The sequence below is a fragment of the Massilia sp. 01N410 genome (assembly GCF_056399665.1).
The window spans coordinates 29,345-54,384 of sequence record NZ_JBFTRV010000028.1 but is presented as its reverse complement, the minus strand read 5'-3'; the positions used below and the strand labels follow the sequence as shown (position 1 = coordinate 54,384).

18 protein-coding genes are annotated in these 25,040 nt (G+C 66.3%); 10 read left to right on the top strand and 8 right to left on the bottom strand.

The genetic code is table 11. From position 1 onward, the window contains the following. Position 1: 1 nt before the first annotated feature. The 3 genes from AC1DOP_RS25485 to AC1DOP_RS25475 are packed head-to-tail and all read left to right on the top strand — an operon-like array spanning position 2 to position 4,352. Positions 2-1,432, top strand: a complete 1,431-nt coding sequence (locus AC1DOP_RS25485) for an efflux transporter outer membrane subunit (RefSeq protein WP_477254054.1) — start codon at positions 2-4, stop codon at positions 1,430-1,432. A 15-nt stretch (positions 1,433-1,447) separates the two neighbouring features. Next, complete coding sequence (locus AC1DOP_RS25480) at positions 1,448-3,031, top strand: FHA domain-containing protein (protein ID WP_442124259.1); 1,584 nt, start codon at positions 1,448-1,450, stop codon at positions 3,029-3,031. Then, positions 2,952-4,352, top strand: coding sequence for a beta-barrel domain-containing protein (locus AC1DOP_RS25475; RefSeq protein ID WP_442124260.1), 1,401 nt, complete (start codon positions 2,952-2,954; stop codon positions 4,350-4,352). Before AC1DOP_RS25480 ends, AC1DOP_RS25475 begins: the two co-directional genes overlap by 80 nt. A gap of 6 nt (positions 4,353-4,358) precedes the next feature. Here the strand turns inward: AC1DOP_RS25475 and folK are convergent, their stop codons facing one another. From folK to hda, 4 genes are read right to left on the bottom strand one after another with little or no spacing between them, the layout of a single operon-like run. Then, positions 4,359-4,835 (bottom strand): 2-amino-4-hydroxy-6-hydroxymethyldihydropteridine diphosphokinase, encoded by a 477-nt coding sequence (gene folK, locus AC1DOP_RS25470; RefSeq protein ID WP_442124261.1) that lies wholly within the window; start codon positions 4,833-4,835, stop codon positions 4,359-4,361. Further along, on the bottom strand, positions 4,832-6,223 hold the full coding sequence (gene pcnB, locus AC1DOP_RS25465) for a polynucleotide adenylyltransferase PcnB (RefSeq protein WP_442124262.1): 1,392 nt from the start codon (positions 6,221-6,223) through the stop codon (positions 4,832-4,834). The genes folK and pcnB overlap by 4 nt, the downstream gene beginning before the upstream one ends. Further along, a complete protein-coding gene (locus AC1DOP_RS25460; protein ID WP_477254051.1) occupies positions 6,216-6,890 on the bottom strand; it encodes an HAD family hydrolase in 675 nt (224 codons plus the stop codon). Before AC1DOP_RS25460 ends, pcnB begins: the two co-directional genes overlap by 8 nt. After that, complete coding sequence (hda, locus tag AC1DOP_RS25455) at positions 6,887-7,573, bottom strand: DnaA regulatory inactivator Hda (protein ID WP_477254068.1); 687 nt, start codon at positions 7,571-7,573, stop codon at positions 6,887-6,889. The genes AC1DOP_RS25460 and hda overlap by 4 nt, the downstream gene beginning before the upstream one ends. Positions 7,574-7,747: 174 nt before the next feature. Between hda and purM the strand changes: the two genes are divergently transcribed. The 3 genes from purM to AC1DOP_RS25440 all read left to right on the top strand — a co-directional run bounded on the left by purM (position 7,748) and on the right by AC1DOP_RS25440 (position 16,315). Further along, positions 7,748-8,791 (top strand): phosphoribosylformylglycinamidine cyclo-ligase, encoded by a 1,044-nt coding sequence (gene purM / locus AC1DOP_RS25450; protein ID WP_477254049.1) that lies wholly within the window; start codon positions 7,748-7,750, stop codon positions 8,789-8,791. Positions 8,792-9,180: 389 nt separating this feature from the next. Continuing rightward, complete coding sequence (locus tag AC1DOP_RS25445; protein WP_442124265.1) at positions 9,181-10,038, top strand: sulfotransferase; 858 nt, start codon at positions 9,181-9,183, stop codon at positions 10,036-10,038. Between the two features lie 22 nt (positions 10,039-10,060). Then, entirely contained in the window at positions 10,061-16,315 is a 6,255-nt protein-coding gene (locus AC1DOP_RS25440; protein ID WP_477254046.1) for an Ig-like domain-containing protein, read from the top strand. A gap of 228 nt (positions 16,316-16,543) precedes the next feature. Here AC1DOP_RS25440 and AC1DOP_RS25435 read toward each other — a convergent pair whose 3' ends face one another. From AC1DOP_RS25435 to AC1DOP_RS25420, 4 genes are read right to left on the bottom strand one after another with little or no spacing between them, the layout of a single operon-like run. After that, positions 16,544-18,604 (bottom strand): sodium:solute symporter family protein, encoded by a 2,061-nt coding sequence (locus AC1DOP_RS25435; RefSeq protein ID WP_477254044.1) that lies wholly within the window; start codon positions 18,602-18,604, stop codon positions 16,544-16,546. Between the two features lie 2 nt (positions 18,605-18,606). Continuing rightward, complete coding sequence (locus AC1DOP_RS25430; protein WP_442124268.1) at positions 18,607-18,915, bottom strand: DUF4212 domain-containing protein; 309 nt, start codon at positions 18,913-18,915, stop codon at positions 18,607-18,609. Then, positions 18,905-20,461 (bottom strand): sensor histidine kinase, encoded by a 1,557-nt coding sequence (locus AC1DOP_RS25425; RefSeq protein ID WP_477254042.1) that lies wholly within the window; start codon positions 20,459-20,461, stop codon positions 18,905-18,907. Before AC1DOP_RS25425 ends, AC1DOP_RS25430 begins: the two co-directional genes overlap by 11 nt. A 21-nt stretch (positions 20,462-20,482) precedes the next feature. Then, on the bottom strand, positions 20,483-21,190 hold the full coding sequence (locus tag AC1DOP_RS25420; RefSeq protein WP_442124270.1) for a response regulator: 708 nt from the start codon (positions 21,188-21,190) through the stop codon (positions 20,483-20,485). A 190-nt stretch (positions 21,191-21,380) separates the two neighbouring features. Here AC1DOP_RS25420 and recA point away from each other — a divergent pair, with 190 nt between their 5' ends. The 4 genes from recA to sucC all read left to right on the top strand — a co-directional run bounded on the left by recA (position 21,381) and on the right by sucC (position 25,027). Then, entirely contained in the window at positions 21,381-22,463 is a 1,083-nt protein-coding gene (gene recA, locus AC1DOP_RS25415; RefSeq protein ID WP_442124271.1) for a recombinase RecA, read from the top strand. A 17-nt stretch (positions 22,464-22,480) separates the two neighbouring features. Continuing rightward, complete coding sequence (recX, locus tag AC1DOP_RS25410; protein WP_442124272.1) at positions 22,481-22,939, top strand: recombination regulator RecX; 459 nt, start codon at positions 22,481-22,483, stop codon at positions 22,937-22,939. Between the two features lie 289 nt (positions 22,940-23,228). Continuing rightward, a complete protein-coding gene (locus AC1DOP_RS25405; protein ID WP_442124273.1) occupies positions 23,229-23,786 on the top strand; it encodes a DUF2889 domain-containing protein in 558 nt (185 codons plus the stop codon). A gap of 71 nt (positions 23,787-23,857) precedes the next feature. Beyond that, positions 23,858-25,027: an ADP-forming succinate--CoA ligase subunit beta gene (gene sucC, locus AC1DOP_RS25400; protein ID WP_442124274.1), complete on the top strand. Its 1,170-nt coding sequence runs from the start codon at positions 23,858-23,860 to the stop codon at positions 25,025-25,027. Positions 25,028-25,040 lie beyond the last annotated feature (13 nt).

Genomic DNA, 25,040 nt, shown 5'->3' with positions numbered 1-25,040 from the left:
CATGAGGACGCTATTCCCCTGCAACAGGATCCACCCGGTAGCGGCCGCCACGGCCGGCATCGCGGCCGTGTTCCTGTGCGGCTGCGCCGACGTCAGCATGAAGCCCTACCAGCGCCCGGATAGCCCGGCCAAGACGGCCTGGGCAAGCGGCCGGGCCCTGCCGGTGGCGCCGGCGGCAATGATCGAACAGGACTGGTGGAAGGGCTTCCGCGACCCGGACCTGGACCGGCTGGTCGAGCGCGCGGTGCGCGACAACGTCGATCTCAAGATCCTGGCTGCGCGCACCAGGGTCGCCGGCGCGCAGATCGACGAGGCGCGGGCCGGGGCCCTGCCCACGCTGGACGCCGGCGCCGGTGCCAGCTTCGAAAAGAGTACCGGCCAGAAGTTCACCAAGCAGTACAGCCTCGGCACGCAGGTCAACTGGGACGTCGACATCTGGGGCAAGGTGGCCAAGGGGGCCGATGCGCAGACCGCGGAATTCCGCGCCACCGAGGCCGACTGGCGCGCGGGCTACCTGACGCTGGCATCGGAGGTGGCGACGACGTATTTCCAGATCCTGCAGTTCGACGAACAGCTGGCCCAGCAGGGCAGGACTCTGGAAAAGAACAGGCAGATCCTGGCGACCTACGAAGCGATGCAGCAGCAGGGCCTGCTGCCGCTGACGCGCGTGCTGCAGCAGCGCGCGGAGATCAACCGCCTGAACAATGACTTGATCGAGCTCGGCCGCCTGCGCGCGCTGTCCGGGAATGCGCTGGCAACCCTGCTCGGCGTACCGGCCGGGAATTTCAGCCTGCCCACCGGCTCGCTGCAGGAGCGGGTGCAGCTGCCCACCGTACCCGAAGGCCTGCCGTCGGAACTGCTTAAGCGCCGTCCCGACATCGTGGCTGCCGAATACCGCGTGCTCGAATCCTACGACCTGGTCGGCCAGGCCAAGCTGGCCCAGCTGCCGTCCATCAGCCTGACCGGCCGTGGCGGCACGTCCAGCTTCGCGCTCGGCTCGCTGCTCAAGTCGTTTACCTTTGGCCTGCTCCCGAGCATCAATTTCCCGATCTTCGACCCCGCCGTCAAGGCGCACCTGAAAACGAGCCAGGCCAACAACGAGGTGGCCGAGCAGCAGTACCGGAAGGTCGTGATGGACGCGTTCGAGGAAGTCGAGAACGCCCTCGTCAATCTCGATGCGCACCGGCGCCAGCGGGACGAGCTGCAGCAGCAGGCGGAACGCCTGGGCATCGTCGCCGCGCAGGTGGAAGCCCAGTTGAAAGAGGGCGTGGTATCGCAGCTGGATGTGTTCGAAGCCGAGCGCTCCCTGCTGGGGGCGCAGCTGGCACTGCTGGCCAATCACCAGCAGATCCTGTCCGACACCGTGACCCTGTACAAGGCGCTGGGCGGCGGCTGGCCGGCGGTGGATGTGCGCAGTGCGGCGCGCAACTGAACGGGGCCCAAGGCCATGATGCCCGATCTCACGATCGCCGCTGCCCGCTCCGCGACGGGAACGGCGGTGCGGATCGTGCTCGAACCTGTTTCGCATCCGGAGCTGGCGCCGATCCGGATCCACGACAGCCTGTTCGCGATCGGCCGCGCGGAAGCGCCGTTCGATGCCTATCCGCCCGAGCTCGCCTCCGAACTGTCGCGCCGCCATGCCCGCCTCTTTTGCGAACACGACACGGTCTACCTTGCGGATCTCGGCAGCACGAACGGCACCAGCGTCAACGGCGTTCCGGTCAGGACGGCGATCGCCACCCTGCACAGCGGCGACGTGCTGGGACTCGGCAAGGTGCTGAAGTTCCGCGTATGCCTGGAGCAGGGGCCGGCGGCATCGCCACGCGCGCGCCTGGTCAGCCTGACCCTGGCGCCCGGCCATGACGAATCGGCGCTGCAGACCATCGTCGTCACGGAGTTTCCTTTCCTGATCGGCAAGGCGGAAGATACCTTCGCGCGCTACCGCGACAGCGAGCCGGCGCAGGTGAATTATCTGTCGCGCCGCCACGCGCACATCTTCCTCAAGGGCGGGGAACCCTTCATCGAAGACCTGGGCAGCACCAACGGCACTTTCGTCAACGCCAGCCGCATCGAGGAACAGGCGGTGCCGCTGCACGAAGGCGATACGCTCGCGTTCGGCGGCCGGCACTTCGTCTATCGCGTCTCCATGCAATGGGATGCATCCCTGCCCGACGCGGCGCCCACGCGCATCGGCGTGACCCAGGTGCCCGTGGCGGCAGATGCGGACCGGACGACTTTCGTCGAGGCTGCGGATTCCTTCCTGGACATCTTTTGCGTCGAGCCCGCTCCCGTGCAGGATGAGCGGGCCGCCGCCGCTGCGGCGGACGGTCCGGCGCCCGACCCTCGGCCCGCCGGTCGTGGCCGGCTGAGGGCCATGGCGGCCCAGGTGCCGGTAAGGTGGCGCATTGCCGCGTTGGCGCCGGTCGTCCTGCTCGGATGGATGCTGGTGCGTGGCGGCGGTGCCGAAAGCGAGACCGCTGAGCTGCTGGCCGGCGGCAATTACGTACGGGCGGCGGCCGTCGCCGCGGCGGCGCTGGACGAGGATCCGGACAACGCCCGCCTGCGCGCACTCGACACCGAAGCCCAGATCAAGGCCGGATTGCCGCCGTGGATGGCGGCGATCGACAAAGGCCAGTTCCAGCGCGCGACGGCCCAGCTTGCCGACATGCGCCGGCATGGCCGCCGCAATCCCGAGCTCTTACCGCTGTTGGCGGAGCTCGACTGGATCGGCCAGCTGCGCGCTTTCACGGCGGCGCGGGGCGGCGCCCAGGCGCCGGTACGCGACGAGGCGGATGCGGCGCGGATCCGCCAGTTCCTCAGGCAGTGGGAAGACCAGGGCGACGCCCACCAGCGCGCCTTTGCGCTCATGTCCGCCCACGTGCCTGCATACCGTGACGCCTATGCCGCCGCGCTCAGCGATATCCGCAAGCTCGCATTGCAGGAGGCCAACCATGAAGCTGCCAACCATGAAGCTGCCAAGCCTGAAGCCGAAGCCGATGGCGCCGCTGAGCCAGGCGCTCGAGGACCATAGCGCCGAAGGCATCGGCATCCTCACCGCGGTGCCGTGGCGCTTCACGCAGGCCCTGGTCTACGCCATGGTCGCGCTGGTGTTGACGGCGCTGGTCTGGTCCTTCTTCGGCCATGCCGACGTCCTGGTGACGGCCGGCGGCGCGCTCGGGCCCGCGTCCGAGGTGCGGCGCCTGTATGCGCCCATCGATGGAGAACTGAGCAATATCTACATCGCCGAGGGCCAGCCGGTGAACAAGGGCGACGTCGTCGCGCGGCTGTACGCACGCGGCGCCATCGAGGCCGCGAAGAATGCGCTGGAAGCGCGTTTGAAGCTCGAGGACGCAGAACGCGACTGGAAGGAGTTTCCTGAAAAGAAAGCGCTGATGGAACACCGTGTCGCCGCCCTGAAGGAGGCCGTCGCGGTCGAAGAACGCCAGCACCAGCAGCGCCTCGCCCAGGGCACCAGCAGGCTGTCGCAGGGCCAGGCTGCCCAGCAGCAGGAAGCACGCGCCAACCTCGACGAGGCCCGGCGTGCGCGCGATGCGGCGAAGGACGAAGCCGACAAGTATGCGCGCCTGTTCGCGATGCCGGGCGGCGGCGGCGTGTCGCAGTTGCAGGTCGAAAGCAAGAAAAACGCCTTGCTGGCGGCCGATAATGCGGTGCGCGTGGCGCAGTCGCGCATTGCCGAGCTGGGCGCGAGGCAAGGCGTCGAAGCGACCCAGGCGCGCTCGGAGCTCGAAACGAGCGGCCAGGAATTGTCCAAGCTGCGCCTGCAACTGGAAGCGGCGGAGCGCGAGATGGACAATGCCGAGGACAAGATGCGCCTGCAGGTGCAGACGGCACGCCTGGTGGCCGACGCCGCCGCCCGCATCAAGTTCGAGAATATCGACAAGGAGAACTTCCTGCTCATCGTCGCGCCTGTCGACGGCGTGATCACCGACGTCACCTCGACCCAGCCCGGCGACAAGATCCAGGCCAATTCTCCACTGGGCGGCATCGCGCCGAAGAATGCAAGGCCGATCCTGAAGGTCGAAATCGCCGAGCACGACCGCGGCTTCCTGCGCGAAGGGCTGCCGGTGCAATTGAAATTCAATGCGTTTCCCTACCAGCGCTATGGCCTGATCCACGGGACCCTGCAATTCATCGCCCCGGCGACCAAGCCTTCCCAGCAGAGCAAACAGCCGGTCTACGAAGGCCGGGTGGCGCTGGACCAGGATCACTACACCGTGGGCGACACAGTCTATCCCTTGCGCTACGGGATGACGGCCGTGGCCGAGATCGTCGTGCGCGAGCGCAGGCTGATCGACCTGGCGCTCGATCCCTTCCGCAATATCGGCGGCTAGTGCTGGTCAGCGGATCTTTTCGATGGCCTGGTCGGCCACGCCTGGCAGCAGGTCCGCCACGCGGCCGCGGCCGGGAATCAGGAGCCCGGGCGCCAGCTCGGCCAGCGGTGCCAGCACGAAGGCGCGTTCGTGCATGCGCGGGTGGGGCACCAGCAGGGAAGGCGCATCAGCGATGACCTCGTCGTCGTACAGCAGCAGGTCGAGATCGAGGGTGCGCGGGGCGTTGCGGTAGGGGCGTTCGCGGCCGTGGGCCTGTTCGATGCCGTGCAGGGCGGCCAGCAATGCGCGGGCGCTCAGCGATGTGTCGACTTCCGCCACCGCGTTGACGTAATCGGCGCCCGAGGAATCGATGGGCGCGGTGCGGTACAGCGACGAGGCGCGCAGCAGGCGCACGCCCGGCACCCAGGCCAGGCGCTCCAGCGCGTCGAGGACGTTTGCACTGGCATCGCCCAGGTTGGCGCCGATGCCGATCCAGGAACTCATTCGCCGTCCGGTCCCGATGCGGCCTGCGCACCGGCGTCGAACTGGACTGCAGAGTCGCCGTCACCGGTCTTGCGCGGGCCGCGGCGGCGCGGGCGCTTCTTCTTCTCGCCGCCCAGCGGTTCGCGGGCCGAGTTGATCAGGCGCTCGCGCTCGGCGATGTCGCCGGCATAGAAGGTGGCCCACCAGTTGCCCAGCTCCGCATCGAGCTCGCCCGATTCGCAGCGCAGCAGCAGGAAGTCGAAGCCGGCGCGGAAGCGCGGGTGTTCGAGCAGCTTGTAGGGCGCCTTGCCGGTGCGGCGTTCGAAGCGCGGCTGCATCGCCCAGATGTCGCGCATGTCGGTGGCGATGCGGCGCTGCAGGGCCAGGCTGTCGGTCTGGTTGTCCAGCACGTCGTCGGCGGCCAGGTGCAGGGCCGGGATCGCCGATTCGCCGGCGGCGCGGTAGGCGTTCCACTTTTCCAGCACCTGGTGCCACAGCAGGGAAGCGAACAGGAAACCGGCCGAGACGCCCTTGCCGGCACGAACGCGGGCGTCGGTCGATTCCAGCGCCAGGGTCACGAACTTCATGCCGATCGGCTGTTCCAGCACCACATCCAGCAGCGGCAGCAGGCCGTGATGCAGGCCGGAGGCGCGCAGCTCCTTCAGGCAGGCCAGCGAGTGGCCGGATTGCAGGAGTTTCAGCATCTCGTCGAACACGCGCGCGGCCGGCACGTTGTTGATGAGCGGCGCCATCACCGGGATCGGCGCGCGGGTGGCGGGCTCGATCGTGAACTGCAGCTTGGCGGCAAAGCGCACCACGCGCAGCATGCGCACCGGGTCTTCGCGGTAGCGCGCTTCCGGCTGGCCGATGATGCGCAGGACCTTGTCGCGGATGTCCTGGATGCCGCCGTGGTAGTCGAGCACCGACTGGGTCGCCGGGTCGTAGTACATGGCGTTGATGGTGAAGTCGCGGCGCTCGGCGTCTTCGTGCTGGGGACCGAAGTTATTGTCGCGCAGGACGCGGCCGTGCTCGTCCTTCGGCGCGTCGGTCCTGGCGTTGCCGCGGAAGGTGGTCACCTCCAGCAGCTCCTGGCCGAACATCACGTGCACGATCTGGAAGCGGCGGCCGATGATGAAGGCGCGCCGGAACAGCTTTTTCACCTCTTCCGGGGTGGCGTCGGTGGCGATGTCGAAGTCCTTCGGCTTCACGCCCAGCAGCAGGTCGCGCACGGCGCCGCCGACCACGAAGGCTTTGAAGCCGGCTTCCTGCAGGGTCTGGGTGACGCGCACCGCGTTCGGCGACAGCAGTTTCGGGTCGATGCCATGCTCGGCCGGGCCGAGGATCACGGGCTGGGTGGGATCGCGCTGGTCTTTCACGCCAAGGATCTTGCGGATGAATTTTTTAATCATTGAACAGATGGAGTAAAGGCCAGCCATGGGCGCTTGCGTGTTGGGCCAGTTTGGCGCTCGGGTTGGTCGCCACCGGGTGCGAAACGACGGACAGCAGCGGGATGTCGTTGTGCGAGTCGCTGTAGAAATAACTGCGCTCGAAGCCGTCGAAGGGCTTGCCCAGGCTCTCCAGCCAGGCGTGCATGTGGGTGACCTTGCCGTGGCCCTGGGTCGGGGTGCCGAGCAGCTTGCCGGTGGGATGGCCGCGTTCGTCCAGGTGCGGGCGCGCCGCGATCAGGTGCTCGACATCGAGTGCCCGCGCGATCGGCGCCGTCAGCCAGCCGTTGGTGGCGGTGATGATGGCCACCAGGTCGCCGGCGTCGCGGTGGCGCCGCAGCAGTTCCAGCGCATTGGGACGGATCGCCGGCTCGATCACTTCGCGCATGTACTGCGCGTGCAGGTCCGCCAGGCGTGCCGGGTCGAAACCGGCCAGGGTGCCGAGGGCGAACTCGAGGTATTCGACCGGGTCGAGGGTGCCGGCTTGGTACTGGTTGAAGAATTCTTCGTTGCGGCGCTGGTAGGCGTCGCAGTCGACCACCTTGTTCCGTACCAGGAACTGGCCCCACTCGAAGTCGGAGTCGAGCGGCAGCAGGGTATGGTCGAGGTCAAACAGCGCGAGGTTGCTCATTCTTTGGATTCGTTTTGCGGGTTTCCCTGCAGCAGCAGGTCACGCAGCAGGGGCAGCGTGACCGGGCGCTGGGTCTCGAGCGAATACTGGTCGAGGGCGTCCAGCATGGTCGACAGGGAGCGCATGTCGCGCTTGAAATGGGACAGCAAATAGGGTAACACGCTCGCCGACAGCGTCAAACCGCGCGCCTCGGCGGCCTGGGTGAGGGCGGCGATCTTCTCGTCGTCCGACAGGCCGTGGATCTGGTACACCAGGCCCCAGCCCATGCGGGTACGCAGGTCTTCGCGCACCGGCAGCACGGCCGGCGGCACCGGGCCCGCGCAGACCATGTAGGCGCGGTGCTCGCGCACCTGGTTGAACAGGGCGAAGGCGTCGATCTGGCGTTCCGGCGTCAGGCGGTCGATGTCGTCCACCAGGTAGAGGCTGGTGTCCGGCGTGTAGGTGAACTGCTCGGCATCGGCGTCGAAGGCGATATAGCGCGAGCCGGGCGTGGCGGCCAGGCCGTGCAGGATGTGGGTCTTGCCGGCGCCGGTTTCGGCCCAGAGATAGCAGAAATGCTCACGCGAGGCGCGTTGCGCGAACTGGTGCATCAGGTGCGCCATTTCGGCATTCGCTCCTATCTGGAAGGTGTCGAGGCTCTGCGCCGGTTCGGCCGCGCCTAAATCGAGCACCAGCTGTTTCATGGCTTGCATCTCATCCGGGCTGAGGGAAAAAAGGCATATTGTTCTTGTTTTCGCGTCGTGGCGGGGCCGTTTTGCTAAAATAGCGGATTGACCAGTTGGCCGTTCCCGGCAGTGACGCGGGTGCGTTCAGTTGATCCACCGCTATCTATTTTACCGCCTCTGCTGCCAAATATCATGAGCCAACCGTCTAATGTTTCTCTCTCCTACCGCGATGCCGGTGTCGATATCGATGCCGGCGATGCCCTGGTCGAAGCGATCAAACCGTTTGCCAAGCGCACCATGCGCGAAGGCGTCCTTGGCGGCATTGGCGGCTTCGGCGGACTGTTCGAGATCAGCAAGAAGTACAAGGAGCCCGTTCTCGTGTCCGGTACCGACGGCGTCGGCACCAAGCTCAGGCTCGCTTTCGAGCTGAACCGCCACGACACGGTCGGCATCGACCTGGTCGCCATGAGCGTCAACGACATCCTGGTGCAGGGCGCCGAGCCGCTGTTCTTCCTCGACTACTTTGCCTGCGGCAAGCTGGACGTCGCCACCGCCACCGCCGTCGTCAAGGGCATCGCCCTGGGCTGCGAACAGTCCGGCTGCGCCCTGCTGGGCGGCGAAACCGCCGAGATGCCGGGCATGTACCCGGACGGCGAATACGACCTGGCCGGCTTCGCCGTCGGCGCCGTGGAAAAATCGCAGATCATCGACGGCAGCAAGATCGCCGCCGGCGACGTCGTGCTGGGCCTGGCTTCCTCGGGCATCCACTCGAACGGCTATTCGCTGGTGCGCAAGATCATCGAAGTCGCCAAGCCGGACCTGGAAGCCGACTTCCACGGCCGCAAGCTGGCCGATGTCCTGATGGCGCCGACCCGCCTCTACGTCAAGCCGCTGCTGGCGCTGATGCAGACGATGGAAGTGAAGGGCCTGGTGCACATCACCGGCGGTGGCCTGGTCGAGAACATCCCGCGCGTGCTGCAGGATGGCCTGACCGCCGTGCTGGACAGCAAGTCCTGGACCCTGCCGCCGCTGTTCCAGTGGCTGCAGCAGCATGGCGGCGTGGCCGACGCCGAGATGCACCGTGTGTTCAACTGCGGCATCGGCATGACCTTGATCGTGTCGAAGGAAAACGCCGACGCCGCCATGGCCCAACTGCAGGCTGCCGGCGAGACCGTCTACCGCATCGGCGAGATCCGCGCCCGCAACGAAGGCGAAGCCCAGACCATCGTCGTCTGATTGGCGTCGCAGCCCGCGGCGCAAGCGCCCCGCACAAGGGCTGCGTGGTTAATTCTCAGTCGATTATCGAGGACTAAAACTCGCAGCTGGCAGTTGAAGACCCTATATCTAAGGTTTTGATTTCAATAAAACTTTTTGATAAAAGTATGTCATTCGATGTGATTGAAATATCACCATTGGTTGCTCCCGGTTATGCGTTCGGCATAACCGGGAGTCGGAATGTTGAGGTGACAAGCTGTGGCGGAACTGCTACAGATTCCACACGGCTCTTACGAAATCTTCACATTTCACGCAAATAGCGCGGCGGCCTGTTGCCGCATGAACATGTTTGTTTCATTATCGACGTTCCAGATATTTGTCCGTCATTCATTGCTGGCGGATGCGCTGACATGTCCGATAATGTTCCCTGCTCCAATCGTAAATTTCATTTCATCTCCGGGTTGCCGCGTTCGGGTTCAACCCTGCTGTCCGGCATCCTGCTGCAGAATCCCCGTTTCCATGCGGGAATGACCAGCCCGGTGGGTGCGTTGTGCAGCGCCGTGCTGGGGCAGGTCAGCGCAGGCAGCGAATTCGGCCCGGTAGTGAGCAAGGACAAGCGCCGTGCGCTGATGCGCGGCCTGTTCGATGCCTACTACGCCGACGTCGAAAGGGAAATCGTGTTCGACACCAACCGCGCCTGGTGTGCCAGGCTGCCCATGGTGTTCGACCTGTTCCCGGATGCGAAAGTCATCGCCTGTGTGCGCAACGTCGCCTGGATCATGGACAGCTTCGAGCGCATGGTCCGCGCCAATCCCTACGAACACACCCGCATGTTCGGCGCGCTGGGCGCGCGCGGCACCGTCTACAGCCGCGTCGAGATGCTGGGCCAGCACGACCAGGCCGTCGGCTCGGCCTGGACCGCCCTGCGCGAAGCCTTCTATGGCGAGCATGCCAGGTCGCTGCTGCTGGTCGACTACGACCTGCTGACCCGTGCACCGGCCAAGGTCATGTCGCTGGTTTACGATTTCCTCGGCGAGCCGCAGTTCGCCCACGATTTCGATCGTGTCGAATACGCCGCCGAGGAGTTCGACCAGCAGCTCGGCCTGCCCGGCCTGCACACGCTCAAGGCGCAGGTGCGCCATACCGCGCGCAAGACCATCCTGCCGCCCGACCTGTTCGACAAATACGGCCAGATGTCTTTCTGGAACGCTGCCGCCGGCAGCGCCGCCAACGTCATCACCGCCCAGCCCGTCACACCGTCCGCATAAATAAAACTAAAGGAAGTCAAGCATGACCATCCCAGGCCACGACGCCGACCTCGGCGCGTTCACTATTTCTTCGTCCGTAGTGCCGGGTGCCCAGGACAGCGGCGCCGCGCCGACGAACCTGGCGATCGCCAGTGCCGCACGCACCGAGATCGTCTTCATCGAAGACAATATTGCCGATTACCAGACCATCGCCAGCCAAGCCGGCGCCGGCCGCGAAGTCGTCATCCTCGATTCGCGCGCCGATGGCCTGCAGCAGATCGTGTCGGCGCTGGCCGGCCGCACCAATATCGATGCCCTGCACATCGTGTCGCACGGCGCCGCCGGCGCGCTGAATTTCGGCGCGCTCACGCTCGACCAGTCGACCCTGGCGCAGCACGATGCCGAACTGCAGGCCATCGGCCGCAGCCTGGCGCCGAACGGCGACATCCTGCTGTACGGCTGCGACGTCGGCGCCGGCGGCAGCGGCAGCAGTTTCGTGAACGACCTGGCGATCGCCACCGGCGCCGACGTCGCCGCGTCGAACGATCCGACCGGCAGCGCCGCGCTGGGCGGCGACTGGAATCTGGAAGTCAGCAGCGGCAGCATCGCGACTGCCGGCATCGGCAACCAGGTATTGGCGTCGGCGTTCCAGCACACGCTGGCGCTGCCCTCATCCTTCACCATCGATTTCGAGGCGACCGGCAATTTCACCGGTAACTGGACCACGGACCTGTATTACAAGCTTCCGCAGGATCCGACCTTCCAGCTGCACGTGACGGGAACCGAGTGGGCGCAGCTGGACACGACTACGCCGACCAACCATATGGTCACCTCGTACGGTTTCGGCGGCGACACCAACATCTCGTTCAAGGACGGCCAGCTGTTCAACCTGTCCTCGCTGATGCTGTACGGGACCGGCAACCAGTCGCTGAAATTCGATGCGATCGGCAACGACAACACTGTGATCGCTTCGCGCACCTGGAACTACGGCACCGACAGCCAGCTGATCACATTCAGCGGCTTCACCAATGTCAAGGCTGTGCACGTCACGGCGAACGATGGCCAGCCGTTCACCTTCTTCATGTTCGACGACATGGCGATCAACAACGTCCATGCTTTCGTCAGCGACACCACGCCGCCCGCCGTGCCGCCCGCACCCGTATTCGCACCCAACAACGACACCGGCATCAGCGCCACCGACGGCATCACCAAGCTGTCCAGGCCGACCTTCAGCGGCACGGCCGAGGCCGGCGCCACGGTCAAGCTGTACGACACCGACAAGGCGACGTTGCTGGGCACCGCCACCGCCGACGGTTCCGGGAACTGGTCGATCACCCCGACCAATCCGATGGTCGACGGCGCGCATTCGGTCAGCGTCACCGCCACCGACGCCGCCAACAACACCAGCGGCTTCTCCGCCGCCCTGGCCGTCACCATCGACACCGCTGCCCCGCTCAAACCGGCCGCACCGTCGCTCGACGCCGGCAGCGACAGCGGCGTCGCCGGCGACGGCATCACGAACGACGCCACCCCGACCGTCAGGGGCACGGCCGAAGCCGGTGCCACGGTCAGGCTGTACGACAGCAACGGCACCACTGAACTTGGATCCGTCACGGCGGACAACAACGGCCACTGGTCGATCACGTCCTCGATCCTGTCGAACGGCACGCATTCGCTGACCGTCAAGGCAAGCGACGTTGCCGGCAATACCAGCGTGGCTTCGGATGCCTCGAGCGTGACGATCGACACCGCTGCTCCGGCCGCGCCGTCGACGCCGGACCTGAAGGCGACGTCGGACACCGGCCTGTCCGACAGCGATGACATCACCGGCAACACCACGCCGACCTTCACCGGCACTGCGGAGAGCGGCGCGACGGTCAAACTGTACGACGGCGCCACCGAGATCGGCTCGGCGGTGGCTATAGGCGGCACCTGGACCATTACAAGCACCCCGCTGGCTGCGGGCAGCCACGCCATCACCGCAGTGGCAACCGATGCCGCCGGCAATACGGGAGCGCCATCCGGCGCGCTGGCGGTGCAGATCGTCACGGGTGCGCCGTCCACGGCGGTGGCCAGCATGGCCATCTCGGCCGACAGCGGTGTGTCGGGCGGCGACAGCATCACCAATGTCGCCGCCCAGACCATTTCCGGCACGCTGAGCGCCGTGCTGGCGGCAGGCGAGCGCGTCCAGGTGTCGGTCGACGGCGGCGCCAACTGGATTACCGCCAGCGCGAGCGTCGGCGATGGCCACTGGTCGGCAAGTGCCACGCTGGTGGCGGGAACGCACGAACTGCAGGCACGCGTGGTCAATGCGGTTGACAACGCCGGTGCGGTCGCCAGCCAGTCGTACACGCTCGACACCACCGCGCCGACGCTGGCGATCACGAGCGACGCCGCCCAGCTGAAGATCGGCGAGAGTGCGACCATCACCTTCACCTTCAGCGAAGATCCTGGCGCCAGCTTCTCGCTGGCCGACGTCACCGTCAGCGGCGGCACCCTCGGTCCGATCGCCGGCAGCGGCCTGACCCGTACGGCGATCTTCACACCGGCGGCCGGCACCAACGACGGCGTGGCCAGCATTGCGGTGGCCGCAGGCAGTTATGCGGACAAGGCCGGCAACGTGGGCGGCGCCGGTACGACGCCGTCGATCCACTTCGACACGCTGGCACCGAACGCCCCGGCATTCGGCGCCGGCAGCATCAGCCGCACCAACGACACCACGCCGGCCTTCAGCGGCACCGCGGAGAGCGGGGCGACGGTCAAACTGTACGACGGTGCCACCGAGATCGGTTCGGCGGTGGCCACCGGCGGCAGCTGGAGCATCACCAGCAGCGTGTTGGCCGAGGGCAGCCACGACATCGTCGCCAGGGCGACCGATGCCGCCGGCAATACCGGCGTAGCAAGCATTGCGACCACGGTGACAATCGATACCACTGCGCCGACGCTGGCCATTACCAGCGACGCGGCGCAGCTGAAGACCGGCGAGAGCGCCACCATCACGTTCACCTTCAGCGAAGATCCGGGCGCGAGCTTCAATGCTGCCGACGTCACCGTCAGCGGCGGTACGCTCGGCGCCATCTCTGGCAGCGGGTTGACGCGCACGGCCATCTTTACGCCGTCGGCGGACACGGACGGCGGCGTGGCCAGCGTCGGCGTAGCCGCCGGCAGCTATGCCGACGCGGCTGGCAACGTGGGCGGTGCCGGACAGATGCCGGTGCTGCATTTCGACACCAGGGCGCCGGCGGCGCCGTCGGTGCCGGACCTGGGCGCCGCCAGCGACAGCGGCAGTGCCCACAACGACGACATCACGTCGGTGACGACCCCGACCTTCAGCGGCAGCGCGGAAGCCGGCGCCACCGTGACCCTGTACGACGGCACGACGGTGTTGGGCAGCGCGGTCGCGACCAACGGCAGCTGGAGCATCACCAGCATCCAGCTGGGCGAGGGCAGTCATGTCATCAGCGCCCGGGCCACGGATGCCGCCGGCAATACCGGCGCGATGTCCGCTGGCCTGACCGTGCAGATCGATACCAATGCGCCGGCCACCACGGTTTCCGGCATCGCCTTCTCGAACGATACCGGCGCCTCCGGGACCGACTTCGTCACGAACGTGGCAGCGCAGACCGTCAGCGGCTCGCTGAGCGCCGCGCTGGATGTCGGCGAGCGCGTCGAGGTCTCGGTCGACGGCGGCGCCAACTGGATTACCGCCAGCGCGAGCGTCGGCGATGGCCACTGGTCGGCAAGTGCCACGCTGGCGATGGGCACGCACGAATTGCAGGCACGCGTGGTCGACGCTGCCGGTAATGCCGGCGCGGTCGCCAGCCAGTCGTACACGCTCGACACCACCGCGCCGACGCTGGCGATCACGAGCGACGCCGCCCAGCTGAAGATCGGCGAGAGCGCGACCATCACTTTCACCTTCAGCGAAGATCCTGGCGCCAGCTTCTCGCTGGCCGACGTCACCGTCAGCGGCGGCACCCTCGGTCCGATCGCCGGCAGCGGCCTGACCCGTACGGCGATCTTCACACCGGCGGCCGGCACCAACGACGGCGTGGCCAGCATCGTGGTGGCCGCAGGCAGTTATGCGGACAAGGCCGGCAACGTGGGCGGCGCCGGTACGGTGCCGTCGATCCACTTCGACACGCTGGCACCGAGCGCCCCGGCGGCACCGGCCCTGGACCACGCCACTGACAGCGGCGTGGCCGGCGACGGCATCACCAGGGTGGCCACGCCGGTCATCCACGGCAGTGCCGAGGCGCATGCCGCGGTGACCCTGTACGACAGCGACGGCAGTACCGTACTGGGAACTGCGCTTGCCGACGCCCAGGGCGCCTGGACCATCGCCAGCGCCGCGCTGGCCGATGGAATCCACACCCTCCGCGCGGTGCAAAGCGACGCCGCAGGCAATATTTCCGCCCCTGGCGCCGCACTGACCGTAAGGATCGACACCGCCGCTGCGGCGCCGGTGGCGCCGGTGCTGCTGGCTGCCAGCGACAGCGGTGTTGCCGGCGACGGCATCACCAGGGTCACCACGCCGACCCTCAAGGGCAGCGCCGAGGCGCTGGCCCAGGTGACGCTGTATGACACCGACGGCCACACCGTGCTGGGCACCACGCAGGCCGGCGCCGATGGTAGCTGGAGCATCACCGCATCCGCACTCGCAGACGGCGCGCATGCGCTGAGCGTCGTGCAGGTCGACGTTGCCGGCAACGTCTCGGCAGCCAGCCCGGCCCTTTCGTTGACGATCGATACCGTGGCACCGGCGGCGCCCGGCGTGCCCCAGCTGCAGGCGGCGTCCGACACCGGCCGCATCGGCGACGGCATTACCTACGCCATTCCGGTGATGGAAGGCAGCGCACTGGCGAATGCCCAGGTTACCGTGTACGACGGTCAGACGGCGGTCGGCACGACCAAGGCCGACGCGCAAGGCCATTGGAGCCTGGAGGTGCGAGGACTGCAGCTTGGCGCGCATTCGATCAGCGCGACCCAGGCCGACGCGGCCGGCAATATGTCCGCCGCCAGCGCCAGCTTTGCACTGACCCTTCGTCCAGGCCCGGTGCAGATGGACGGGGTATTGGTGACGACCACGGCGACGGTGCTGCCGGGCGGGGGAGTCGGCAGCCAGATCGACGTTCCGATTGTGACCGCCGGGCGGGTCGATACCAGCGGCCAGGCCATTACCGCCGATATCCCGCTCGCGACCGGCGCCAGCGGCAGCCTGCTGCTAGCCCAACTGGCCGAGGGCTACGGCCTGACCGCCATCGGCGGCGCCAACGCGGCGGTCGGCACCGCGCCCGGCTCGCTGAACGCGGCCATCCAGGCGGCGACCGTGGCCAACAGCGCGAGCGACCAGGTCCACCTGACCGGTAACGCCACCAGCTTCCTGGCAAAGCTGCCTGCCAGCGACGCGCTGCTGGTCCAGACCATCGCACCGGTCAGCAACGTCGCGCCGGGCGGCATGCTGACGCTGAGCGGCAGCAGCGACGCGCAGCAGCACACCGCGCTGGTGATCCAGTCCGCGGGCCTGGCGCAGGGCAGCACGATCGCCTTGCAGAAGGTGGACTTCGCTGCGGTCGTCGGCAGCGCGAACGTGATCGCACAGGACGGAGCGAAGATGCTGAGCGGCGATGCGGCCAGCCAGCACTTCACGGTGACGACGGCCGGCGGCGCGCAGGTATTCGCCGGCGGCGGCGACGATACCCTGAGTTTCGGCGCAGTGCCGGTGGCTTCGGCGGCGCAGGCCACGACGGTACTGCACGGCGGCACCGGCAACGACACCGCAGTCTTCAATGGTGCCCGCGCCGACTTCGACGTCGAGGTCCACAATGGCTATCTGATGGTGAGCAGCAAAGCCGCGCCGGACACGAAAGTGATGGTGGTGAATGCGGAACAGCTCCAATTCAGCGATACGTCCGTCCATGTCGATCACGGCGCCAATCTGTCGACGCTGGCGGCGGTGTACGGCACGGCGCTGGGACGTCAGGCCGACGTGTATGGCATCGAGTATTGGGCCAAGCTGTACGACAAGGGGACGAGCCTGGGCGCGATCGCGGTCGGCATCATCGGGTCCGCCGAGGGCATGAGCAGCCATGACGGCTTCAACGGCAATGCCGAGCACGACGTTGCGCTGTTGTACGCGGGCCTGTTCAACCGTGCTGCCGATGCCGGAGGCCTGGCCTATTGGTCGGGTGTCATGCACAACGGCGCCACGCTGGACAAGATCGCGGAGGGCATGATCCACTCGGCTGAAATGGTCGGCCAGCAGCTTGCGCCGCTCGACTGGAACTTCATCATGTAAGCGTGGCGGCGCCAAGCCGGCCGACACGCAAAGGGCGTCCCGAGGGACGCCTTTTTTATGCTCGGACGCTCCCCGGGGCTGGATTTGTAAAAGTCATTCGGCCGGCCACACCATCTGGTGCCTGCGGCTCGTTGCCGCCGGCGATGGCGAAGCCGCGGCCACCGCAGGGTAGCAGCCTATCAATTCACAAAGGCAACATTTCTCAAGACTTCGGCAGTCTGCCGGCTGTCACGCTTCCTCCGGCGCCCGGATGTACTCGACCAGCCCGGTGCTCTCGCGCGGCGGCGGCGGCGTCAGCAGGCTGACCACGGCCAGCACCGCCAGCCCGGCCGGCACCCCGAACACGCCGGCCGAGATCGGCGCGATGTGGAACCAGGTGCTGTCTGCGTTCCCGCCCAGGATCGGGTTGGTGTGCAGCATGTAGTAGACGCAGACCAGGAATCCCGTCAGCATGCCGGCGATCGCGCCCTGGTGGTTGGCGCGCTTCCAGAACACGCCCGCCACCAGCGCCGGGAACAGGGTCGAGCCGGCCAGCGAGAAGGCCGCGCCGACCAGCGACAGGATGTCGGCCGGCTTCTGCGAGGCGACGTAGGCGGCGATGAAGGCCACCGCCAGCAGCAGCAGTTTCGAGATCGTGACCCGCTTCTGGGTCGAGGCGCCCGGGTCGACCATCTTGAAGTAGATGTCGTGCGACAGCGCGTTCGAGATCGCCAGCAGCAGGCCGTCGGCGGTGGAGAGGGCCGCCGCCAGGCCGCCCGCCGCGACCAGGCCCGAGATCACGTACGGCAGGCCGCCGATCTCCGGTGTGGCCAGGGTCAGGACGTCGCCGTCGATCGCAATCTCGGCCAGCTGCACGATACCGTCGCCGTTGATGTCGGCGATGCTGATCAGGGGATTGGTCTTGTCGACGTTGGCCCAGTAGGAGACCCAGGTCGGCAGCGTGTCGTAACTGCTGCCGACCAGGGAGGTGTAGATGTCGAACTTGGCCAGCACCGCCAGCGCCGGCATCGTCAGGTAGATCAGCAGGATGAAGAACAGGGTCCAGAACACCGATACCCGGGTCTCGTGCACCGAGGGCGTGGTGTAGGCGCGCATCAGGATGTGGGGCAGGGCCGCGGTGCCGAACATCAGGCAGAACACCAGCGCCAGGAAGTTGTTGCGGCGCTGGTCGGATTCTTCGCGGGTCTTGCCGGGGAAGGGCTCCGCATGCGGTTCGGGCGGCTGGGCGCGCGCGAGGTTGGCGGCGCGCTGCTCGGCCCATACGTGGGCGGCTTCGTCGGCGGTGCGCGGGTAGGCGATCAGTTCGCGCTCGGCGTTGCGGACTTCGCCCAGCGAGGCGTTGCGGCCGCGCGCGGCGTCGAGCCGGCGCTGGACTTCGACCCGGCCCGCTTCCCACGATTGCGGCAGGGCCGCCAGCCTGGCGCCGTATTCGTCGGCCTTGGCCTTGAAGGCGGCCCGCACTTCCTGCTCGCGCGGGTCGACCGCCAGCTGGGCCTCGCGCTTGGCCAGCTTGGTCAGCACCGAGCCGTAGGCGACCTGCGGCACCGGGTTGCCGGCGAATTTCATCGACAACCACATGGTCGGGATCAGGAAGGCGACCAGGATGATGATGTACTGCGCGACCTGGGTCCAGGTGATGGCCCGCATCCCGCCGAGGAACGAGCAAACGAGAATGGACGCCAGCCCGAGGAAGATCCCGACCGAGAAGTCGACGCCGGTGAAGCGCGAGGCGATCAGGCCGACGGCGTAGATCTGCGCCACCACGTAGATGAAGGAGACCACGATGGTGGCGGCTACCGCCAGCGCCCGCACCAGCTTGCCGTGCCTGCTGCTGCCGCCGTAGCGCGCGGCCAGGAAGTCCGGCACCGTGTATTGCGCGAACTTGCGCAGGTAGGGCGCGATCAGCAGCGCCACAAGGCAGTAGCCGCCGGTCCAGCCCATCACGTAGGCGAGGGCGTCGAAGCCGTGCAGGTAGAGCGTGCCGGCCAGGCTGATGAAGCTGGCCGCCGAGATCCAGTCGGCGGCGGTCGCCATGCCGTTGAACAGGGCCGGCACCCGCCGTCCGGCCACGTAGTATTCGGAGACGTTCGAGGTGCGCGCCACCACGCCGATGATCGCGTACAGCACGATGGTGGCGAACATGTACAGGTAGCCGATCCACTGGCGCGGCATGCCTTCGTTTTCGAGGATCGCCAGCGCCGCCAGGAACAGGCCGAGGCAGGCCGTGAACCACAGGTAGTAGCGCGCCAGGCGCTGGAAGTAGGTGCGATGCTTGTTTTTGCCGCCCATGCTCACGCGCCGTCCCTGAGCATGCGTGCGAACTCGCGGTCGAGGATCCGCATGCGCCAGGCGTAGACGCCGATGATGGCCAGGTAGATCAGCGTCGCGCCCTGGGCCGCCAGGTAGAAGGACAGCGGCCAGCCGAACACCGACATGTGAGCCAGGTCGCGCGCGAAGAACACGGTGCCGAAGCCGGTCGCCAGCCAGATCCCCAGCAGGACCAGGATCAGCCTGCGCGCACGCGACCAGTGCATGGCGCGCGCGGCGAGGATGCGCTCGCGCGGCGGCGGGGAAGGAGGAAGAACGCTGTCAGTCTGCATCGGGATCGGGTGGGGCGGGTGGTGGCGGGAAGGTTAGCCGGAACAGGCTGCCCGGGTATTTCTTGCTGGTGCTGCGCGGGTTGTAGATGATCTCGATCTCGGCGCCGTGCTGCTGCGCGATCTCGCGCACGATTGCCAGGCCCAGGCCGGAGCCGGACGCACTGTTGCCGAGGATGCGGTAGAAGCGCTCGAACACGCGCGGACGCTCGCCCGGTGCGATGCCCGGGCCGGTGTCCTCGACTTCCAGCAGGGCCAGGCCGCCGTCGCTGCGCACGCGGACGGTGACGCTGCCGCCCGGCGGGGTATAGCGCAGCGCATTGTCGATCAGGTTCGACAGCAGCTCGCGCAGCATCATGCCGTCCCCCAGGATCTCCAGCGGTCCGTCCGGGTCTTCGTAGCCGAGGTCGATCTCGTGGGCGAAGGAGGCCGGCACCCAGTCCAGCACCACGCTGCGCGCCAGAAGCGCGAGGTCGAGCGGCTCCAGCGCCAGGCCGGCATGCGGCTGGTTTTCCGCGCGCGCCAGCGCCAATAATTGATTGACCAGGCGCGTCGCCGATTCCGAACTCTTGGCCAGCTGCTCCAGTGAGCGGTGGATCTCGTCCGGATCGATCTGGCGCAGGGCGAGTTCCGACTGCATGCGCATGCCGGCCAGCGGGGTCTTCATCTGGTGCGCGGCGTCGGCGATGAAGCGCTTCTGGGCGTCGATGGTGTGCGCCAGGCGCGCCAGCATGTCGTTCAGCGAACCCACCAGCGGCGAGATCTCTTCCGGCACCTGGCGCGAATCGATCGGCGACAGGTCGTCCGGTGGCCGCGCGCGGATCCGTTCCTGCAGCTGGGCCAGCGGCGACAGGCCGCGCGACAGCGCGAACCAGACCAGGGCCAGGATCACCGGCAGGATGATGAACTGCGGCAGGATCACGCCCTTGATGATCTCGTTGGCGAGCTGGGCGCGCTTTTCCAGGGTTTCCGCCACCTGCACCAGGGCCAGGCGCGGTTCGCCGCTGACGCCCGTTCCCGGGTCGGGCAGGGGCTGCAGGTTGACCCAGGCATAGGCGACCCGCACCGGGGTGCCGTGCAGGCTCTCGTTGCGGAAGTGAACGCGGCCGCTGCGTTCGGCGTCATCCAGCGGCGGCAGCGGCAATTCGCGGTCGCCGTCGACGGCTTCGTTGCGCGGTCCCGTGATCTGGAAGTAGACGCTGTCGACGTCGTCGGCACGCAGGAAGTCGCGCGCGCTGCCGGGCAGGCGCGCCACCACCTTGCCGTTTACTTCCTTGACCTGCTGGGCCAGCACGGTGACGCTGTCTTCGAGCGCATGGTCGAAGGGCTGGTTGGCGATCGATTTCGCGACCAGGTAGGTGATGGCGATGCTCATCGGCCACAGCAACAGCAGCGGGGCCAGCATCCAGTCGAGGATCTCGCCGAACAGCGAATGCTGCATGCTCTCCTCGGGCTCGGGCCGCGGAGGAACATACACGGGATCGAAGGTCGAACCGGGGCCGGATTCGGGCGCGATGATGCCGGCGCCGCGCCGCTTGAGGGACCTCATGTGCCGGCCTTGCCCGCCGCCTTACTTGCCGCTGCCGGCGGCCTGCGCCTTGCGTGCGCTGTCGGAATAGCGCTCCAGGCAGTAGCCCAGGCCGCGCACGGTGGCGATGCGGATGCCGCCGGTCTCGATCTTCTTGCGCAGGCGGTGCACGTAGACTTCGATGGCGTTGTTCGACACTTCCTCGCCCCATTCGCACAGGTGGTCGACCAGCTGTTCCTTGGACACCAGGCGGCCGGTGCGCGCCAGCAGGATCTCGAGCAGGCCCAGCTCGCGCGCCGACAGGTCCAGCATCTGGTCGTCGATGTAGGCGCTGCGCCCGACCTGGTCGTACACCAGCGGGCCGTGGCGGATCACGGTCGAGCCGCCGCCCTGGCCGCGCCGGGTCAGGGCGCGCACCCGCGCCTCCAGCTCGGAGAGGGCGAAGGGCTTGGCCATGTAGTCGTCGGCGCCGGCGTCGAGGCCACCCACGCGCTGCTCGATCGAGTCGGCGGCGGTGAGGATCAGCACCGGCAGCAGCGAACCGCGCGCGCGCAGGCGGCGCAGCACGTCGAGCCCGGACAGCTTCGGCAGGCCGAGATCGAGGATCAGCAGGTCGAATTCCTGGGTCGACAGCGCGGTGTCGGCATCCTGGCCGTTCTTCACGCAGTCGATCGCGTAGCCGGACTGGCGCAGGGAGCGCGTCAGGCCATCGGCAAGTACGCTATCATCCTCCGCTAGTAAAATACGCATGATCTCCCCCTGGTTTTGTCGTTTGAGCCTAGCTTACCCGCATATTGTGTTTGATATCTCGCAACATGTCGAATTGATCAAATGGCGGTAAATATCGCTTGCCAAAACCACTGGGATTTTATACAGTACTTCCTATTGAAATCGCGCGAGCGGTCCCTATCTTGGTTCACTCTAGGACTGAAAGTAAATCATGGACGATAAAAAATCCGCAGTAAACGCAGCAGAGAAGGGCAAGGCGCTGGCAGCAGCCCTCGCGCAGATCGAAAAGCAATTCGGCAAGGGCTCGGTCATGCGCATGGACACCAATGCGCCGGTCGAGGAAGTACAAACCGTGTCCACCGGCTCGCTGGGCCTGGACATCGCACTGGGCGTCGGTGGCCTGCCGCGCGGCCGTATCGTCGAGATCTACGGTCCGGAGTCGTCGGGTAAAACCACGCTGACCCTGCAAACCATTGCCCAGATGCAGAAAATGGGCGGCACCTGCGCCTTCATCGACGCCGAGCACGCGCTGGACGTCACCTATGCGCAGAAGCTGGGCATCAAGCTGGACGAACTGCTGATCTCGCAGCCGGACACCGGCGAGCAGGCGCTTGAAATCACCGATGCGCTGGTGCGTTCGGGCAGCGTCGACATGGTGGTCATCGACTCGGTGGCGGCACTGACCCCGCGCGCCGAGATCGAAGGCGACATGGGTGATTCGCTGCCGGGCCTGCAAGCCCGTCTGATGTCGCAGGCGCTGCGCAAGCTGACCGCGTCGATCAACCGTACGAACACCCTGGTGATCTTCATTAACCAGATCCGTATGAAGATCGGCGTCATGTTCGGCAGCCCGGAAACCACGACCGGCGGTAACGCGTTGAAGTTCTACGCCTCCGTGCGTCTGGACATCCGCCGTACCGGTTCGATCAAGGCCGGCGACGAGGTGATCGGTAACGAAACCAAGGTCAAGGTCGTCAAGAACAAGATCGCTCCTCCGTTCAAGGAAGCCCACTTCGACATCCTGTATGGCGAAGGCACTTCCCGCGAAGGCGAGATCATCGACTTGGGCGTGGATAACAAGATCGTCGAGAAGTCGGGCTCCTGGTACAGCTACGGTGGCGAACGCATCGGTCAAGGTAAAGACAATGCGCGTATCTACCTGCGCGAGCGCCCGGCCCTGGCCCGCGAGATCGAAAACAAGGTCCGCGCCGCCCTGGGCGTGCGCGAACTGGCGCCGGTCGCTGCCGGTGACGGCGCCGGTGCGGCCGAGCTGACCGCTGTCGGCGAAGAGTAATCTTCGATAGCGTCTCAGTGAAACAGGTCCTGAGTCTCAAGGCTCGTGCGTTGAAGTATCTGTCGACGCGCGAGCACAGCCGGATCGAGCTGGGGCGCAAGCTGTCTCGCTATGCCGAGGAGGGGGACGACGTCGAAGCCCTCCTCGATTTCCTCGAAAAGAACAACTGGCTGTCGCAGGAAAGGTTCGCCGAGTCTCTGGTGCACCGCCGTGCCGGCCGCTACGGCAACAGCCGCGTGCTGGCGGAACTCCAGCAGCACGGCGTGAAGGGCGAAGAACTCGACGAGCTCAAGTCCGGCCTGAAGGAAACCGAAATTGCCCGCGCCCGCGAAGTGTGGCGCCGCAAGTTCAACCGGGTTCCGCAGGATGCCGAAGATCGTAGTAAACAGATGCGCTTCCTCATGGCGCGTGGTTTTTCGCAGAGCGCGATCCGCAGCGCAATGCAGGGACGAGACGAGGACGACGAGGAATCGTGACCCTCGGTTTGGCCCGACGCTTCAACGCTGAGGCGCAAGCGCACAGCGCCACCCGCCGACGTGCCGCCCGCGGCACCTCCTCAACGGCGGATTGACGCTGTGCGCTTGCACTTCTGTGTTGTCAAACTGCCTGTCAAAATGGCAGCCGGGTGCATCCGCTGGCGCCCTGTGCTAAACTTTCATGGTTTAAGCAGCGCCGCAAGAGCGGTTGTTGCCGTAGAAGCTGCGGCAACGTGCATCAGGCACAACGGCTGCATACTTTTTTCGCCGCATTCCGGCATTGGTGTTTATGCCCCTGTCATCCCCCGCACCGCGTAAGCTAAGGCACACGCGCGCCATCACCGTTGAAGCGTTCGCGCGCGACGATGGGCTGTGGGACCTCGACGCCTGCATCCGCGACATCAAGACCCACGATATCGACCTGCCTTCCGGCCCCCGCCCGGGAGGCGTGCCTGTGCACGATCTGAGGCTGCGCGTGACCATCGACCATGAGATGGTCATCACGGACGCCGAAGCTTCGTCAGATGCCGTACCCTATCCCGGTTATTGCGACACCATCGCTCCCGCCTACAAGAAATTGATTGGCTTGTCGCTGCTGAAACATTTCCGGCTGCACCTGAAAGACCGCCTGTCCGGCGTCCTCGGATGCACCCATTTGACCGAACTGGCACAGGTCCTGCCCACTGCGGCAATCCAGGCCTTTGCCGACGACGCCATGGAAAACCGCGAAGCCGCGCAATCGGCCGAGCGTCCTTATGAACTCGACCGCTGTCATGCGCTGCGCACCGACGGTCCCGCCGTCGCCAAGTACTACCCGCGCTGGGCCTTGAAGGTGGTGTCGGGGTAGTATTCCGGTTTTTGTAGCCTCTATTTATTCAACCGCATTTCTAAATCAGTAACAGAAGAAGGGAAGCCAGCATGAAAATCCATGAGTATCAGGGCAAAGAGATCCTCCGAAAATTCGGAGTGACCGTTCCGCGCGGCATTCCGTGCATGTCGGTGGACGAAGCCGTCAAGGCAGCTGAAGAGCTGGGCGGCCCGGTCTGGGTAGTCAAGGCGCAGATCCATGCTGGCGGCCGCGGCAAGGGCGGCGGCGTCAAGGTCGCCAAGTCGATCGACCAGGTCCGTGAATACGCGAACCAGATCATGGGCATGCAGCTGGTGACCCACCAGACCGGCCCGGAAGGCCAGAAAGTCCGCCGCCTGCTGATCGAAGAAGGCGCCGACATCAAGCAGGAACTGTACGTCTCGCTGGTTACCGACCGCGTCACCCAGAAGATCGTCCTGATGGCCTCGTCGGAAGGCGGCATGGACATCGAAGAAGTCGCGCACAGCAACCCGGAAAAGATCCACAACGTCGTGATCGAGCCGTCGGTCGGCCTGACCGACGCGCAGGCTGACGACGTCGCCCGCAAGATCGGCGTGCCGGAAGGCTCGATCGCCGCCGCTCGCGCCAACCTGCAAGGCCTGTACAAAGCCTACTGGGAAACCGATTGCTCGCTGGCCGAAATCAACCCGATGATCGTGACCGGCGACGGCAAGGTCATCGCACTGGACGCCAAGTTCAACTTCGACCCGAACGCCCTGTTCCGCCACCCGGAAATCGTCGCCTACCGCGACCTGGATGAAGAAGATCCGGCCGAAGTCGAAGCATCGAAGTTCGACCTCGCCTACATCTCGCTGGACGGCAACATCGGCTGCCTGGTGAACGGCGCCGGCCTGGCCATGGCCACCATGGACACCATCAAGCTGTTCGGCGGCGAGCCGGCCAACTTCCTGGACGTGGGCGGCGGTGCGACGGCTGAGAAAGTCACCGAAGCATTCAAGATCATGCTGAAGAACCCGGGCCTGAAAGCCATCCTGGTCAACATCTTCGGCGGCATCATGCGCTGCGACGTGATCGCCGAAGGCGTGATCACCGCATCGAAAGCCGTCTCGCTGAAGGTGCCGCTGGTGGTCCGCATGAAGGGCACCAACGAAGACCTGGGCAAGAAGATGCTGGCCGATTCCGGCCTGCCGATCATCTCGGCCGACACCATGGAAGACGCAGCGAAGCAGGTCGTTGCCGCCGCTGCTGGCCAAGCCTAATTCGCAAAGGAAA